Here is a 16,309-nt window from a genome sequence, read left to right as displayed (position 1 = left end):
TTTGCCTCAACCTGCCATTATTAAAAATTGAAATTAACTTATTTATGTCAAAAGAAGAATTAGAATGCTCGTTTTGTGGTCGAAAAAAATCGGAAACCAGCTTATTAATTGCAGGATTGGACGCCCATATTTGCGACCGCTGTATAGAACAGGCGCATGGTATTGTAATTGAAGAATCGAAACATAGCGATACAAGCGATTTGTCTGAAGCTTTACAGTTGCGCAAACCACAAAAAATTAAGGCATTTTTAGACGAATACATTATTGGCCAAGACACCACCAAAAAAGTCATGTCTGTAGCGGTGTATAATCATTACAAGCGTTTGCTACAGGCACCCACTGAAGATGATATTGAAATACAAAAAAGTAATATTGTTATGGTTGGGCAAACGGGAACGGGTAAAACCCTTATGGCCAAAACCATTGCTAAAATGTTAAACGTACCATTGGCTATTGTGGATGCTACAGTTTTAACAGAGGCAGGTTATGTGGGTGAAGATGTTGAAAGTATCTTAACGCGTTTGCTACAGGCGGCCGATTACAATTTAGAGAAAGCAGAAAAAGGCATTGTTTTTATTGATGAAATAGATAAAATTGCACGTAAGAGCGACAATCCATCCATTACGCGCGATGTGTCTGGTGAAGGGGTTCAACAAGCACTTTTAAAATTATTAGAAGGCACCGTTGTTAACGTACCACCAAAAGGAGGCCGTAAGCATCCAGACCAAAAATTTATTGAAGTAAACACCGAAAATATTTTATTTATAGCAGGTGGCGCTTTTGATGGTATAGAAAAAGTTATTTCCAAGCGTTTAAATATGCAAGCGGTTGGCTACAGCGCCTCTATGTCTGATGAACGTGTGGATCATAATCACTTACTACAATATATTATTCCAAAGGATTTAAAAGACTTCGGTTTAATTCCTGAAATTATTGGTCGTTTGCCGGTACTAACATACATGGATCCGCTGGATGCTAAAACACTTCGTGCCATTTTAACAGAACCAAAAAACGCCATTATTAAGCAATATAAAAAGTTGTTTAGTATGGACGATATTGAGTTTCATATTACGGATGGTGCGTTAGATTTTGTTGTTGAAAAAGCTATAGAATACAAGTTAGGCGCACGAGGATTACGATCCCTATGTGAAGAAATCCTAACCGATGCTATGTTTGAAATGCCAGGTTCTGATGAAAAAGAATTAAAAGTCACCAAAGCCTATGCAGAAGATAAAATAAGCAAAACAACTTTAAAGAAATTGAAGGCTGTTTCTTAATCTGTATGTTTAATTAAAATTTTAGAAACCTTTCAATTATTTGAGAGGTTTTTTTGTGTTTTGCTTTAAAAATTAAAAGTTTCAAAATCATAAAAGTGCTGAAAACAGACCTTTTTACGGGAAAACCGTAATGGTTTTTTGGGTTTTCGATGAACGGCACAAACTTTTTAAGTTTTATGTTTTTTGATTGGTTAATTTATTTAGCTTCGTTAATTACAAACCCAAAATTGAATTAAAATGTATGAAAAATTAGTTTTTCAAAACAAAACAAAACTTATAGGTTTGTTTTAAAGACGGTTTTACTAAGCACGTTATTGTGCTTGTTTAATTGCCAAGATGACGATTTTAAAACTCATGAACCGGAAGTTCCTGTAAGTCAAAACAGATTTAAAATTTCTAAAATTATAAAATAGCAGTTAAAAGTTACCTTGCAAGGACTTGCTTTTAACTGCTATTTTTATTAATTAAAATATACAGGGTAACTATAAATCTCAAATTTTTAAAAAAAAAGCAAGGTTTAAGTGTTTATTTGTTTAGTACACCGCATAATAGTTTGTACTTTGATGCGAATACACCGCCAAATGAACGAAATGCCCAATGGCAACAACTGGTTTTAAATAACTCAGGAACAAACCACATAACTAAAGATTGTAACTAAAAAAAATAATAAAATGAAACATATACTAATTATATTACTAGCAACAATAAGTGTTTTATCTTGCAAAGCACAACATATAGTAAATTTAAACACATTTAACCAAACAGATGAACCTAATGAAGGTAAATATTACAAGGATTTAGATAATAATTTTACTCCTTTTTTAGGAACTTGGGAATATCAATATGGGAACCAGATATTTAGAGTAACCTTATGGAAAGAAGAAATGGTTGAACACGAAAACGGAATAAAGCCTTCCTATTTTAAAGACAGAATTAAAGGGCATTATGAAATTGTTGAGGTTGGCGCCTTTGAACAAGAAACCATTATAAAAACATCCAATAAAAATATTAAAAACACCAATACAACATATTTTCCAGTTATTGCTGGTGGTACAATAGATGGAATTAATTTAGGTGGTAGTATATTAGATAATACCGTACCAGATTCATCTAGATTTTCAGCATTTGGTGTGGAAGGTGGTTTTACCATGCAAATAATTTCTGGATCTTCACCAGTTCAAGCTTTTTGGAGTGGTGAGATTAATAATTCATTACAACTTCCAGATTATCCAACCGAGTTTAGTTTCCCAAATAATATTACGCTTACTAAAGTGAATTAATAAAACATGCCATCAATTAATTAAAGGCTGTTTCTTAATCTGTATGTTTAATTAAAATTTTAGAAACCTTTCAATTATTTGAGAGGTTTTTTTGTGTTTTGCTTTAAAAATTAAAAGTTTCAAAATCATAAAAGTGCTGAAAACAGACCTTTTTACGGGAAAACCGTAATGGTTTTTTGGGTTTTCGATGAACGGCACAAACTTTTTAAGTTTTATGTTTTTTGATTGGTTAATTTATTTAGCTTCGTTAATTACAAACCCAAAATTGAATTAAAATGTATGAAAAATTAGTTTTTCAAAACAAAACAAAACTTATAGGTTTGTTTTAAAGACGGTTTTACTAAGCACGTTATTGTGCTTGTTTAATTGCCAAGATGACGATTTTAAAACTCATGAACCGGAAGTTCCTGTAAGTCAAAACAGATTTAAAATTTCTAAAATTATAAAATAGCAGTTAAAAGTTACCTTGCAAGGACTTGCTTTTAACTGCTATTTTTATTAATTAAAATATACAGGGTAACTATAAATCTCAAATTTTTAAAAAAAAGCAAGGTTTAAGTGTTTATTTGTTTAGTACACCGCATAATAGTTTGTACTTTGATCCCAATACACCGCCAAATGAACGTGATGCCCAATGGCAACAATTGGTTTTAAATAACTCAGGAACAAACTACATAACTAAAGATTGTAACTAAAAAAAATAATAAAATGAAACATATACTAATTATATTACTCGCAACAATAAGTGTTTTATCATGCAAAGCGCAAGTACCGCTAATTGAAAAGTATGGTAATATTACTAACGGAATTTACTATCAAGACACCAATAATGATTTAGGCAAATTACAAGGTATTTGGCTATTTGAAGATAATAACGAAATTTTTAAAATAGAATTAATAAGAAAAGAGCAGTATTTAGTGACATATTCAAATATTTCATATTATCATGATGTGCTTTACGGCGAATACCAATATGTTAATGCCAACAATAACCAAGTGGTTAATACTTTAAATAACATAAATGCCTATACCGATGTTTCGGAGCATTTAATATATGGCAATTATATTATGGAAGCCACACACTTACCAGTTTGTGATGACTGCTTGCCAGACGAGCGTCGGGTAAAAGTGTCTATTAAAGACCCAGAACGTGCTTATTTTGATTATAATATGATAATCAGGCATGTTCCCGCACAACAATTTGGAGCACCAGAACATATAATAGTGCGTATTAAAATGGCTGATATGGGTTTGTATCCAGAAGGAGAACCAACAGATGATAGACTGCCATTAAGAAGAGAATTAATCTTATATAAGCAATAACTACAAATTACGCCAAGGCTAGTTATTAGCCTTGGTGTTATAAGTAAAAAAAAACATATTTTGATGGTTTTTTCTGATAGTTACTTTTTTAAACTACAATTAACAATTTGGGTAATTATATTTTTTAATGAGTAACAGGATTTTTAGGGACTACTTGTTTAACTTTAACAGTGCTTCCAAATAATCCCTGGTGTTCGATAGCCTAGGAATTTTATGTTGTCCGCCTAATTTATCATTTGCCTTAAGCCAATCATAAAACAAACGTTGGCGCGCTACGTGAATTGTAGGTTTGTTTAATGTCATGTTATTATAGCGCTTGGCTTCGTAGTCGGAATTTAAAGCTTTTAAAGCATTGTCAAGTAATTCGTTAAAATAATGAATGTTTTCAGGAGGTGTTTTAAATTCAATAATCCATTCGTGCGCACCTTTTTCTTTGCCTTCCATAAAAATAGGGGCTGCTGTATATTCTACAATTTCAGATTTTGTTTTTTTACACACTTTTTTTAAAGCGTCTTCGGCATTTTCAATAATTAATTCTTCTCCAAATACGTTTATATGGTGTTTGGTGCGTCCAGAAATTTTAATACGGTACGGGTTTGTAGATGTAAACCGAATGGTATCACCAATTTTATAACGCCATAAACCTGCATTGGTAGTAATAATTACCGCATAATTTTTGTTAATTTCTACCTGGCTTAACGGAATTATTATTTCATCTTTGGTCCCGTAGGAAGTCATGGGAATAAATTCATAAAAAATTCCGTAATCCAACATCAAAAGTAATTCGCTAGAGTTGTTTTGATCTTGAATGGCAAAAAAGCCTTCCGATGCGTTATAAATTTCATAATACCGAAAATCTTTCTTTGGTAAAATTTTCTTGTATTGTGCTACGTAGGGCAAAAAACTAACGCCTCCATGAAAATATACTTCTAAATTTGGCCAAATGTCCAACAAACTATTTTTTCCAGTAGTTTCTAGTACATTGTTAAGCAGCACCAGCATCCAGGACGGTACGCCCGCCAAACTTGTTACGTTTTCCTGAATGGTTTCGTCTACAATGGCTTGCATTTTTTCTTCCCAGTTACTCATTAAGGAAACTTTGTTGCTAGGTGTGCTGCTAAATTCTGCCCAAAAGGGCATATTGTCTATTAGTATGGCAGATAAGTCGCCAAAAACAGTACCATTTTCCTTGTAAAGTTCTTTGCTGCCACCTAAACGCAAACTTTTACCGGTAAACAACTGCGAGTTTTCGTTGTTATTTAAGTACATACAAAGCAGGTCCTTGCTGGCAGCATAATGGCAATTTTCTAAAGAATCCTGACTTACAGGAATAAATTTACTTTTAGCATTGGTAGTACCGCTGGATTTAGCAAACCATTTTATGGGTTGTGGCCAAAAAATATTGTTTTCGCCCAAGCGCGAGCGCTCAATCATACTTTGGTAGTCTTCGTAGCTAGAAATAGGCACTGTATTTGCAAAGTCTTGGTAACTGTTAATTGTTTTAAATCCATGGTTTTTGCCAAACTCCGTGTCTTTTGCCGTGTACACCAACTGCGTAAGCAGTTCTTCCTGAACTTCGTTAGGATATTTTAAAAATAATTCAATCTGGTGAAAACGTTTTTTTAAAAACCATGATGCTATCGAATTTACAATCGGAATTGCCATATTTGCAGTATATTTAAAGACTAAAAATAATACTTTTTTTTATGACCTACCAAGGTGTTTTAACAAAAATGAGAACCGAGTTTAAGGACCCTATTCAATATTACTTGGTGTTTGAAAACGATTTTATACACATGAACCAGTTGTTGACTAAAACCATTCAAATGGAATTTGTGGGGTACCAGTGTTTAAATTGTAGTTTAAACAAACCTATTTACAGGCAAGGTTTTTGTAAAAGTTGCTTTTTCGATGTGCCACAGGCAGCCGATTGGATTATTAAACCCGAATTAAGTAAGGCGCATTTAGATGAAGAGGAGCGCGATTTGGAGTATGAAAAGCGGGTGCAATTACAACCACATATTGTGTATTTAGCTAATTCTAGTAATGTAAAGGTTGGTGTAACGCGTAAAAGCCAGGTTCCAACCAGATGGATTGATCAAGGCGCCCACGAGGCTATTGAAATTGTTGAGGTGCCTAACCGATATTTGGCAGGGATTACCGAAATAGCGTTAAAAGATTATGTAGCCGATAAAACGAATTGGCGCAATATGCTAAAAAACGATGTAAAAGATGAAGATTTAGTGGTGTGGCGCAACCGATTAAAAGCGCATATACCAGCAGAAGCACAAGATTATTATATTGAAACCAATACAGAAACCCAATTGGTTTTTCCGGTACAACATTATCCTAAAAAGCCTAAAAGTTTAAATATAGTAAAAGCGGCTTCTTATACAGGAACATTAGTTGGTTTAAAGGGGCAATACCTTATTTTTGAGGACGAGACTGTTTTTAATGTGCGTTCCAACGAAGGACTGGTGGTAAAACTTTCCTTGCTTTAAACTAAAATTTGGCCACTATATAAAAAAAGCACGCATGGTATTTATGCGTGCTTTTTATATCATTAAAAAGATAGTTTATATATCTTCTTGGTCTCTTAAACTTTGAATGTATTCCGCCTTTTGAATTTGGCGTCTTCTTTTAACAGAAGGCTTTGTAAAGTACTGCTTTTCTCTTAGGTTTTGCATTACTTTTACATTTCTATGCTTACGCTTGTAACGTTTTAAAGCACGTTCTATATTTTCTCCTTCTTTAATTTCAATTCGTAACATATTATTTTTCTTAATTTTAATGGCTGCTAAGGTAAGTCTTTTATTATAAAAAAACGGCCTGTTTTTAAATTTAATTCGTGTTTTATGTTTTAAGTACAGCCAGGTTAATTAACACTGTCTGTTTGTGTTTTCTTTTTCTTTAAAAAACTGCCTAAAATATTTTTTATAGCTTCCTCTGCTTTTGGAGGCGCTGTATTAGTGCTGTCGGGTGTAGCACTGTTATTGCTATTGTTGTCTATAATATCATCTAAAATGCCGCCCAAAGTGCTCGTACCTTGGTTAATGAGTTTTTGTTTTTCAATTTCAATAAGTTGTTTGGTTAGGTTGCTTATACTTTCGGAGAGGTCTGTTTCTATTTTTGGATTTGCAAAGGAGCCTGTTACATTTGCTGTTACCGGAATACTAATACTGTTTACCTCGGGGTCGTTAATTTTTCCTATTAAACGGTTTATATCGCTACCTAAATAGCTGGCGGGTACATTAAACGCAATGTTATAATTGATAGTTTTATCAAAACCATGACTACCACCAACGGCAATATCAATGTCTTTGTATTGTATATAAAAAGGTTTAATAGTTACTTGCCCGTTTTGAAAACTTAAATTAGTTTTTAAGTCGTTTAGGGTTAAGGCGTCCAAATCTATAAACTGCAATTGGCTGTCTAGCGTATTTAAAAGCGGACTGTTATTAATTTTTGTCTTGCTGGTGCGTATTTCGGCATCGGCCTTACCTGAAACGGAGCTTAATATGGGCGAGAAGCTACTGTCTAAGTCGCCATTTAATTGAATATTGGTGTTTAGTGTACCTTCAAAAATATTGGCAATGGGGGCTAATGCCTTTAAAAGTTCCAGTGTGTTAATAGATTCGGTTATATTAAAAGCATCTGCATTTAAATCCAGATTAAAATGCGGTATGGCATCTTGGGTGTTTACGCTACCAGATACTGCCAGTGTGCCGTTAAATATGTTAGTTCGCAGGTTGCTTAAGGTGGCTGTTTGGTTATTTATTTGCAAATTACCTTGCGTGTTTTTTAGGCTTAAGTTGTCGTATATAACGGTTTCTGCAAAGGCGTTAATAGTACAGTCTAAAAACGCGGGAATTTTTAAGTGCGCTTGGCTGTCTGTTTCCGTATTTTTAGCATTACTCGTGGCGCTTGTGTTTTCGGCAACCATAAAATCGTTTATGTTAAAGCGTTTGGCATTTAGGTTAAAATCGCCTTGTAGGTTTTTATCGCTTAACAAAAAGCCTAATAAGTTGGTTAGTGTGCCATTGGCGCTTATATCGCTTTCGCCTAGGGTTGCTTCAAACGTATTTAGAGCAACCAAACCGGTTTTAAAGCTAATAGCGGTTTGGTTTATTTTTAGCGGACTTGTAAGGGTTTCAGAATGAAATAAAAAATTGGTTAACTCCAGATTCCCATTGCTTTTTATACGTTGGTAAGCATTGGTTTCAATAGCATTCATATCAAAATTAGTTTGAATGTTTGCTTTTAGAATACCTTGTAGCGGTGTTTTTAAAGCCATGGGGTAGGCTTGACTTACATGGGCTAAATTTAAAATACCATTTAAATTAGCAGTGACTAACATATTGGAAGTAAGGTTTTTTAATGTAGCCGAGGCGTTAAAACGATCGTCGTCTATTTGAAAATCAAGCGTGTTTATATCTATAAAGGTATCGTCCATAAACCCTGTGGTATTATTAACACTGGCGTTTATGGTAATATTTTCTACTCGTTTTGGCAAATCAGGATACTTAAATGAAGCCTGTTTAGAGCTCATGTTAATTGCCATTTTTGGAATGGTTTCTTCAGAAATAATGCCATGTAAACGCCCTGTTAATTTAAAATCGCCTGTTGTTTGTACCCCAGATAAATCCTTGGAATACGTTTCTGGAATAACGGCCAAAAATTCTTTAAAATCCGATCCAGGGTTTTCGAAAGAAATATCTAATTCCTGACCAGTTTCCAACAGTGTCACGTAGCCATTAAAGGTTAATGGTAATCCATTTATAAGCGCCTTATTTTCTTTAAAACTGTAGGTGTTATTTGGTAGGTCTAAGCCAATAATAGCATCCAATTTTAAACTGTGGTTGCTTAAGTATTCGGTGCCGTCCATGCTTAAACTCATTTTGGCCGTCGTTTTTGTGTCCAATTCAGAAACAACATCGGAGAACGTACCAGTGCCACTATGGTTTAACTCGGTAATATAAAAAATAATATTGCCGCTTTCATCAATATAGGTTAAGGCGCTGTTATTAATTTGGTAGTTTTTTACATCTAGTGTAAAACCGCTGTCAGATGTTTGGTTGCTAGTGCTTGTAGGTTCTGTTGTTTTGGCTATGTCATAATTAGTTTGCCCTATTTGGTTTGTTTTTAATACAATTAAGGCTTCGTTTATACTAAAGGCATCAACAATCATGGGGCCATCGTTAGGGTCTTTAAATAACTCTTTAATAGACATGGCTAATGACATGGACTTTACAGATGCCAACTTTTCACCAGCAAAAGGCGCCAGATTGGTAATTTCTAAATTGCTAACATCCACCTGTGCGTTTGGAAAGCTTTTTAGAAAACTTAACGAAATATCGGTAAATGTTACTTGGGCATTTACCTGATTGTTAATGGTGTTTTGTACCAGATCTTTTATTTTTCCTTGAAATACAAAGGGGATAGCTACCAATAAAACAAGTACTACCAACAAGGTACTACCAATAATTTTCAATGCTTTTTTCATACGTGTTTTTTAAACGCTTTTATTAGAATTTACGCTTAAACTAGCGTAATGGATGTGGCTAACCAAATGTTTAATAAAAGTTTAATATTAAAATGGGTTTAGTTCCTGGTTGGGTTTTAAATTAAAACGTTTTCTAAACAAATACACGCCAAGGTATAAAAAAGGTGTATCCAATAAGGCTATTAAAACTTTAAACAAAAATCCGGCTAGTAATAGTCCTGCAAATTTATGCCAAGCAATAATATTAAAAGAACACAAAAGCAATAAAATGGTGCTCGTATCCACAAATTGAGAGAAAAATGTTGAAAAATTGTTCCGAAACCAAAGATGTTTTCCTTTTGTAAGGCGTTTCCAAAAATGATAAATGTGAATATCTACAAATTGTGCAAATAAATAGGCTAGCATACTGGCTAAAACAGCAATGGCAGTGTTGCCAAAAACGGTTTTAAATAAAGTGTCGTCCACCGGAGACCATGGTGTTGCTGGCACCACATTGGCCGTGTACACAATAAGCATAGAAAACAACGAGGCAAAAATACCAAGGGTAACCACTTGGTTGGCTGCCTTTTTACCATAAATTTCACTTATTAAATCGGTTATTAAAAAGGTAACGGGATAAGGTAAAATGCCCACCGAAATTTCAAAAAGCTGGGTATCTAGTATGCGTAAATTTAAAGGATACCAATAAAAAAACTTCTGAAAAATTAAATTCGATACCACCAACGAGGTAATAAACAAAGTGGCTAATAATAAATAAATTCGGAGGGAGAGTTGCTTGTCTTTTGGGGTCATGGATTTTTGTGGATAAAAAGGCTCCGTAAATATAAACTATTAAATTTTCTTTTAGTTATTTTGGCCTCCGTTATGATTCAGACAAATACCACATACATTGCATTAGGAAGTAATAAAGGCGACCGATTTAAGCATTTGCAAGAAGCTATTAACCTTATTTACAAGCGTATTGGCAAGGTACATGTAATTGCCAAAGTGTACAATACACCAGCTTTAGGGTTTAGTGGAGCCGATTTTCTGAATACCTGTATTTGTGTGAAAACCGATTTTTCTGTAGAAACAGTTTTAGAGCTTTTACAACAAATAGAAATCCAGATGGGCCGTGTTAAAAGCAAACAAACGGGTTACGAATCGCGTGTTATTGACTTAGATATTTTGTTTTTTAACAACTTGCGCGTACAAACAGAAACCTTAACAGTACCGCATCCAGAGTTGGCTAATAGGCGCTTTGTTTTGCAGCCACTAGTAGATATTGCAGCTAAAGAAACGCATCCTGTATTACAGCAAACCATGGCAGAGCTATTAGCAACATGCCAGGATGAAAGTGCCGTGACAGCTATTAATATTTGGTTGAAAAATCCGAATAAAAAATACCCGATTTCAAAATTTAATTACTTGGCTATAGAGGGTAATATTGGCGCTGGAAAAACCAGTTTGGCTACCATGATTGCAGCCGAATTTAATGCTAAATTAATTTTGGAGCGTTTTGCAGATAATCCGTTTTTACCAAAGTTTTACGAAGATGCTAAGCGGTATGCATTTACCTTAGAAATGAGTTTTTTAGCCGACAGATACCAGCAAATTAGCGACGACCTGTCTCAGTTGGATTTATTTAAAGATTTTATAGTAAGTGATTACGATATTTATAAATCGTTAATATTCTCTAAAATTACGCTCCCCGAGGACGAGTTTAAATTGTACAGACGCTTGTTCTACTTAATGTATAAAGATATTGCCAAACCAGAACTGTATATTTATTTGTATCAAAACACACAGCGGCTACAAGAAAACATAAAAAAACGCGGGCGCGATTACGAGCAGAATATTAAGGATGATTATTTGGAAAAAATTAACGCTGGATATTTAAGCTTTTTAAAAAGTCAGGACACACTAAATGTAAAAATAATAGATATCTCCAACCGTGATTTTGTTAACAATCGGGAAGATTATTTTTGGGTTTTAGATGAAATTTGTAAAGCCTAATTACAAAATTTTGTTCGTTTTTACCCTAGCTAATCGGGGGTTAGTGTTTTAAACGGCTCCTTGTTAATTTTTATTTCAGAGGCATAAAACTCCTTAAAAAGCCCAGAATCTAAAACGCCTTTTACAATTACCTGTTGCCCAACTGTAACAAGGTTGGTGTTTTTCCAGCCCGTATAAACCGCAATACTGCCAGAATTATCTTTAATTCTGAAAGTGTCGTTGTCCAGAATTTTTTCAACTTGCCCTTTAATATAAGCGCTGGTATTATTTTTTAAATTGGTTATTGGGGTTATTTCCAAATTTTCGGCTGTTTTGTTGGAGTCATTGGTTTGGGCGCTGGCCAGACTACCAACAAGTAATAGGGCAAAACATAAAATAGAGTTGTAAAGTGTTTTCATAATACAGGCTATTGCTTACAGATATAACAGCGCGTTTTTTTTGTGTTATTTAAATAGGGCTTTTAAGTGAATTAGTTCATTCAAAATAAAAATTTAACAGCGCTTATTAAAATGTAATTATTTGTAAAACTGAAAGTTACACTTTTTTATGATGTTAGTATGTTAACAATTTCAAATTATTTATTTGAATTGTGTTAAAGTTTTTGTTGAAGTAATCAACACGACTCTGGCAGGTGCTTAATAAGGTTTTTGATGTTGTTTGAAAATGCGATTTTATATATTTACTAAATTTCGTAGTATCTTTACGAAGTGGTTTTTTTAATACTAAAAACCAATTAGTGTAAATTAACATACAACTGATATGAATACATTTAAAAGCATACTTGTGGTCCTTTTACTGTTCGTGTTTTTTACGGGGCAAGGGCAAGAAACCGAAAAGGCGTCTAAATTTAATATAATAGGTTACGGCGGTATTGGATTTGCAATGGTTGAAAATAACAATGAACCAAATTATAATTTAAATAGTAACAGTGGCGACATTTTATTAAATTACAAACTAAATGAAAAAATAGGTTTCGCTACAGGTATTGGTATAAATGAGTTAAGCGGAAACGGATTTAACACGCTAGGGAATTTTTATCACGAACGATCATATTTAAAAATACCTGCACTGGTAACTATGAGTTCGGAGGTGTTAAATAATTTTAATGTGGTTGTTAGTATAGGTTTGTATGGGCAAACTATTATAAAAGACAGCTACCGCTATTTAAATGAAACCGAAAAAAATTTGTACAGTGGCTGGAATTTAGGTGCTCAATTTGGTGTGGGGTTCCTATTTAATATGTTACCAAATTTTCAAGTGGGAATGCATTACAACGGCCTATCCGATTTTAGTAAAATAAGTACCGAAAGCAACCAAGCCATTACCGATAAGCAAAAGCTTAAAAACGTAAATACAGTTGGTATTATATTTTCAATAAGCTTGTAGCCTATTGCCATATTTTTAGGATTCATTACAGGGTATGGGTGCACCTAAACAGGAAACATTGCAATGACATGTAATTATGGAAGCTGTTTCAGTTTCGAAAACACATCCCAAACAACCACACCGCAGCTTACAGCAATATTTAGGGAATGCTTGGTGCCAAACTGCGGAATTTCCAATACAACCTCACTGGCATTTACAACGTTTTGGGCAACGCCTTTTACCTCATTACCAAAAACCAAAGCATATTTGGTGTTGGCTTTTGGTTTAAATTGGTGGAGCATGGTAGCCTGTTCCGCTTGTTCAATAGCGCAAATTTGTACGCCTTCCTGCTGTAGTTTGGTTACCACATCCAGGGTGTCTTTTGCGTATTCCCAAGCAACCGCGTCGGTACTGCCTAAAGCGGTTTTATGTATGTCTTTATGCGGTGGTTGGGCCGTAATACCACACAAGTAAATTTTTTCAATTAAAAAAGCATCGGCTGTCCTAAAAACCGAGCCAATATTATTTAAGCTTCTTATATTGTCTAAAATAATTATAATTGGTGTTTTTGCTGTATCTTTAAATTCGGCTATACTTAACCGATCCAGTTCGCTGTTTTTTAACTTTCGCATGGTTATGTGGTGTAAAACGTGTATAAACTTATAGTATCTTGGCTTTAAAAACCTTAATTAAATAAGTATTTTAGCAATCTTTTAAAGCAGACAAAAGTAATATATAAATAGTTATACAGTGGCAAAGAAAGCAAAAAAGGAAACCCCGTTAATGAAACAGTACAATGCTATTAAGGCTAAATACCCAGATGCGTTGTTGTTATTTCGTGTGGGCGATTTTTATGAAACCTTTGGCGCAGATGCTGTTAAAACGGCGGGTATTTTAGGAATTATTTTAACCAAACGCGGTGCGGGAAGCGACAGCGAAACCGAATTAGCAGGGTTTCCGCATCATTCTTTAAACACGTACTTACCCAAACTAGTAAAAGCTGGCGAGCGGGTAGCTATTTGCGACCAGTTAGAAGACCCTAAACAAACCAAAACCATTGTAAAGCGCGGTGTAACCGAATTGGTAACGCCTGGTGTTGCACTAAACGATGAGGTTTTAATATCGAAATCTAATAACTTTTTGTGTTCGGTATATGTGGGTAAATCGGTTATTGGAATTTCATTTTTAGATATTTCAACAGGCGAATTTTTAACCGCGGAAGGCGACGCCGAGTATATTGATAAATTACTTCAAAATTTTAGCCCGAGCGAGGTGTTAGTATCCAAGCAAAAACGCCGTTTTTTTACCGATACATTTGGATCCGATTACCATACCTTTTATTTAGAAGATTGGATTTATCAAACCGATTATGCCCAAGAAACCTTATTAAAACATTTTGACACCATTACGTTAAAAGGCTTTGGCGTTCACGATTTGCAAGCTGGTATTGTGGCATCGGGAGCTATTTTGCATTATTTAGGCGAAACCCAGCATAACAAATTGCAGCACATTACAGCTATTAGCAGAATTGCCGAAAACGCCTATGTTTGGATGGATAAATTTACCATTCGCAATTTGGAGTTGTACCAATCTACAAATGCAAACGCTGTAACGCTTTTACAGATAATAGATAAAACCATTTCACCCATGGGCGGCCGGATGCTTAAACGCTGGTTGGCACTACCTTTAAAAGATGAAGCAAAAATAAAGCAACGCCACGAGGTGGTGGCTTATTTAACTGAAAACAAAACGGTGCTTCAGAAAATTCAAAATCATATTAAGCAAATAGGCGATTTAGAGCGTTTAATTTCAAAAATTGCAACAGCTAAAGTAAATCCGCGGGAAGTAATTCAACTAAAAAACTCTTTAGAAGCTATTGTGCCAATAAAAGAACTGGCTAGCAATTGTACAAACGATGCCTTAAAAATTATAGGCGATACCTTGCAAAGTTGCGACATGCTTCGAAAAAAAATAGCTGAAACCATTCAAGAAGATGCGCCTGTAAACATTTTAAAAGGTTTTACTATTGCCAAAGGGTTTTCGGAAGAATTAGATACGCTCCGAAATTTATCTAGCTCCGGAAAGCAGTATTTAGATAATATGCTAAAACGAGAAACGGAACGCACCGGAATTAGTTCGTTAAAAATAGCGTCCAATAATGTTTTTGGGTACTATATTGAAGTAAGAAACACCCACAAAGATAAGGTGCCAGAAACATGGATTAGAAAACAGACTTTGGTAAACGCAGAGCGCTATATTACGGAAGAGTTAAAGGAATACGAAGCCAAAATTTTAGGAGCCGAGGAGCGAATTTTAGCTATGGAGCAGCAGTTGTTTTCCGATTTAATTTTGTGGATGGCCAACTATATAAAACCGGTGCAACAAAACGCTTTTTTAATTGGGCAATTGGACTGTTTATGCGGTTTTGCGCAACTAGCAATGGACAACAACTATGTGTACCCCGAAATAGATAACTCCTTCGATTTAGACATACAAGAAGGACGCCATCCTGTTATTGAAAAACAATTACCACCAAGCGAATCGTACATAACAAATAGTGTTTTTCTGGACAGAGAAAAGCAGCAAATAATTATGATTACGGGGCCAAATATGTCTGGTAAATCGGCCATATTGCGGCAAACAGCCCTAATTGTACTTTTGGCACAAACCGGCAGTTTTGTACCGGCAAAAGCTGCACGCATTGGTTTGGTAGATAAAATTTTTACGCGGGTTGGTGCAAGCGATAATATTTCAATGGGGGAGTCCACATTTATGGTAGAAATGAATGAAACGGCCTCTATATTAAACAACCTGTCTGAACGCAGTTTGGTGTTGCTCGATGAAATAGGTAGAGGTACCAGTACATACGACGGAATTTCTATTGCATGGGCTATAAGCGAGTATTTACATGAGCATCCAACCAAGGCTAAAACGCTGTTTGCTACCCATTATCATGAATTAAATGAAATGACCGATACTTTTGAACGCATAAAAAATTACAATGTATCGGTAAAAGAATTGGATAACAATGTGTTATTCCTTCGGAAATTAGTGCCAGGCGGTAGTCAGCATAGCTTTGGTATTCATGTGGCTAAAATGGCAGGTATGCCGCAGCAGGTTTTAAATAGAGCAAACAGCTTATTAAAAAAACTAGAAAAATCGCATTCCAGTGAAGAATTAACCGACAAGGTAAAAAGTTTTAAGCAGGACGATATGCAATTAAGTTTTTTTAATCTAGACGATCCGCTTTTAGAAACCATAAAGCAAGAAATTTTACATACTGATATAGATGTACTTACGCCTGTAGAGGCTTTAATGAAGTTAAATGAGATAAAACGAATGCTTATTAAGAAGCCGAAGACACAAAAATAAATTGCATAATTTTTTAAAAAAGGTTTTGCTATTCGCAATAATATACTAAATTTGCAACCGCAATACGGCAGATAGCCACATCGAGATACAACTCGAAACGTTCATTGCAAAATGCGAAAGTAGCTCAGGGGTAGAGCATCACCTTGCCAAGGTGGAGGTCGCGGGTTCAAATCCCGTCTTTCGCTCCAGTTTTT

13 protein-coding genes and 1 tRNA gene are annotated in these 16,309 nt (G+C 34.8%); 8 read left to right on the top strand and 6 right to left on the bottom strand.

The features are described from left to right. Positions 1–44: 44 nt before the first annotated feature. The 3 genes from clpX (at position 45) to ACFSQP_RS09405 (ending at position 3,880) form a co-directional block, all read left to right on the top strand. Positions 45–1,277 carry an ATP-dependent Clp protease ATP-binding subunit ClpX gene (gene clpX / locus ACFSQP_RS09415; RefSeq protein WP_376893774.1) on the top strand — a complete coding sequence of 411 codons (1,233 nt, stop codon included), beginning with the start codon at positions 45–47 and terminating at the stop codon, positions 1,275–1,277. 671 nt (positions 1,278–1,948) lie between these two features. Continuing rightward, positions 1,949–2,557 carry a DUF6705 family protein gene (locus tag ACFSQP_RS09410; protein WP_376893772.1) on the top strand — a complete coding sequence of 203 codons (609 nt, stop codon included), beginning with the start codon at positions 1,949–1,951 and terminating at the stop codon, positions 2,555–2,557. Positions 2,558–3,265: 708 nt separating this feature from the next. After that, positions 3,266–3,880: a DUF6705 family protein gene (locus ACFSQP_RS09405; protein WP_376893770.1), complete on the top strand. Its 615-nt coding sequence runs from the start codon at positions 3,266–3,268 to the stop codon at positions 3,878–3,880. Positions 3,881–4,030: 150 nt separating this feature from the next. Here the strand turns inward: ACFSQP_RS09405 and ACFSQP_RS09400 are convergent, their stop codons facing one another. After that, entirely contained in the window at positions 4,031–5,545 is a 1,515-nt protein-coding gene (locus ACFSQP_RS09400) for a GH3 auxin-responsive promoter family protein (protein ID WP_376893768.1), read from the bottom strand. A gap of 41 nt (positions 5,546–5,586) precedes the next feature. Here ACFSQP_RS09400 and ACFSQP_RS09395 point away from each other — a divergent pair, with 41 nt between their 5' ends. Beyond that, on the top strand, positions 5,587–6,381 hold the full coding sequence (locus tag ACFSQP_RS09395) for a DUF2797 domain-containing protein (RefSeq protein ID WP_376893767.1): 795 nt from the start codon (positions 5,587–5,589) through the stop codon (positions 6,379–6,381). Positions 6,382–6,456: 75 nt separating this feature from the next. Here the strand turns inward: ACFSQP_RS09395 and rpsU are convergent, their stop codons facing one another. From rpsU to ACFSQP_RS09380, 3 genes are all read right to left on the bottom strand, one after another. Next, positions 6,457–6,651: a 30S ribosomal protein S21 gene (rpsU, locus tag ACFSQP_RS09390; RefSeq protein WP_376893764.1), complete on the bottom strand. Its 195-nt coding sequence runs from the start codon at positions 6,649–6,651 to the stop codon at positions 6,457–6,459. 104 nt (positions 6,652–6,755) lie between these two features. After that, on the bottom strand, positions 6,756–9,383 hold the full coding sequence (locus tag ACFSQP_RS09385; protein WP_376893761.1) for an AsmA-like C-terminal region-containing protein: 2,628 nt from the start codon (positions 9,381–9,383) through the stop codon (positions 6,756–6,758). A gap of 87 nt (positions 9,384–9,470) precedes the next feature. Continuing rightward, entirely contained in the window at positions 9,471–10,175 is a 705-nt protein-coding gene (locus tag ACFSQP_RS09380) for a queuosine precursor transporter (RefSeq protein WP_376893759.1), read from the bottom strand. 72 nt (positions 10,176–10,247) lie between these two features. Between ACFSQP_RS09380 and folK the strand changes: the two genes are divergently transcribed. Next, positions 10,248–11,378, top strand: a complete 1,131-nt coding sequence (folK, locus tag ACFSQP_RS09375; RefSeq protein ID WP_376893757.1) for a 2-amino-4-hydroxy-6-hydroxymethyldihydropteridine diphosphokinase — start codon at positions 10,248–10,250, stop codon at positions 11,376–11,378. A gap of 29 nt (positions 11,379–11,407) precedes the next feature. Here the strand turns inward: folK and ACFSQP_RS09370 are convergent, their stop codons facing one another. Beyond that, on the bottom strand, positions 11,408–11,776 hold the full coding sequence (locus tag ACFSQP_RS09370; protein WP_376893755.1) for a hypothetical protein: 369 nt from the start codon (positions 11,774–11,776) through the stop codon (positions 11,408–11,410). 361 nt (positions 11,777–12,137) lie between these two features. Here ACFSQP_RS09370 and ACFSQP_RS09365 point away from each other — a divergent pair, with 361 nt between their 5' ends. Then, positions 12,138–12,764: a hypothetical protein gene (locus ACFSQP_RS09365; protein ID WP_376893754.1), complete on the top strand. Its 627-nt coding sequence runs from the start codon at positions 12,138–12,140 to the stop codon at positions 12,762–12,764. 74 nt (positions 12,765–12,838) lie between these two features. Here ACFSQP_RS09365 and ACFSQP_RS09360 read toward each other — a convergent pair whose 3' ends face one another. Further along, entirely contained in the window at positions 12,839–13,375 is a 537-nt protein-coding gene (locus ACFSQP_RS09360) for an RNA methyltransferase (RefSeq protein WP_376893753.1), read from the bottom strand. Between the two features lie 118 nt (positions 13,376–13,493). Between ACFSQP_RS09360 and mutS the strand changes: the two genes are divergently transcribed. Together mutS and ACFSQP_RS09350 are read left to right on the top strand one after the other, a co-directional pair. Next, positions 13,494–16,115, top strand: coding sequence for a DNA mismatch repair protein MutS (gene mutS, locus ACFSQP_RS09355; RefSeq protein ID WP_376893750.1), 2,622 nt, complete (start codon positions 13,494–13,496; stop codon positions 16,113–16,115). 113 nt (positions 16,116–16,228) lie between these two features. Beyond that, positions 16,229–16,303 (top strand) — tRNA-Gly (locus ACFSQP_RS09350). The last annotated feature ends 6 nt before the right edge of the window (positions 16,304–16,309 follow it).

The sequence above is a fragment of the Bizionia sediminis genome, from assembly GCF_042684585.1.
GTDB lineage: Bacteria > Bacteroidota > Bacteroidia > Flavobacteriales > Flavobacteriaceae > Algorimicrobium > Algorimicrobium sediminis.
The sequence above is the reverse complement of the archived record's forward strand: the minus strand, read 5'-3'. Positions and strand labels throughout refer to the sequence as shown.

Bases quoted from the DNA above. Each gene is read 5' to 3' on its own strand.
- clpX (WP_376893774.1), top strand. From the start codon at position 45: ATGTCAAAAGAAGAATTAGAATGCTCGTTTTGTGGTCGAAAAAAATCG.
- ACFSQP_RS09410 (WP_376893772.1), top strand. From the start codon at position 1,949: ATGAAACATATACTAATTATATTACTAGCAACAATAAGTGTTTTATCT.
- ACFSQP_RS09405 (WP_376893770.1), top strand. From the start codon at position 3,266: ATGAAACATATACTAATTATATTACTCGCAACAATAAGTGTTTTATCA.
- ACFSQP_RS09400 (WP_376893768.1), bottom strand. From the start codon at position 5,545: ATGGCAATTCCGATTGTAAATTCGATAGCATCATGGTTTTTAAAAAAA.
- ACFSQP_RS09395 (WP_376893767.1), top strand. From the start codon at position 5,587: ATGACCTACCAAGGTGTTTTAACAAAAATGAGAACCGAGTTTAAGGAC.
- rpsU (WP_376893764.1), bottom strand. From the start codon at position 6,651: ATGTTACGAATTGAAATTAAAGAAGGAGAAAATATAGAACGTGCTTTA.
- ACFSQP_RS09385 (WP_376893761.1), bottom strand. From the start codon at position 9,383: ATGAAAAAAGCATTGAAAATTATTGGTAGTACCTTGTTGGTAGTACTT.
- ACFSQP_RS09380 (WP_376893759.1), bottom strand. From the start codon at position 10,175: ATGACCCCAAAAGACAAGCAACTCTCCCTCCGAATTTATTTATTATTA.
- folK (WP_376893757.1), top strand. From the start codon at position 10,248: ATGATTCAGACAAATACCACATACATTGCATTAGGAAGTAATAAAGGC.
- ACFSQP_RS09370 (WP_376893755.1), bottom strand. From the start codon at position 11,776: ATGAAAACACTTTACAACTCTATTTTATGTTTTGCCCTATTACTTGTT.
- ACFSQP_RS09365 (WP_376893754.1), top strand. From the start codon at position 12,138: ATGAATACATTTAAAAGCATACTTGTGGTCCTTTTACTGTTCGTGTTT.
- ACFSQP_RS09360 (WP_376893753.1), bottom strand. From the start codon at position 13,375: ATGCGAAAGTTAAAAAACAGCGAACTGGATCGGTTAAGTATAGCCGAA.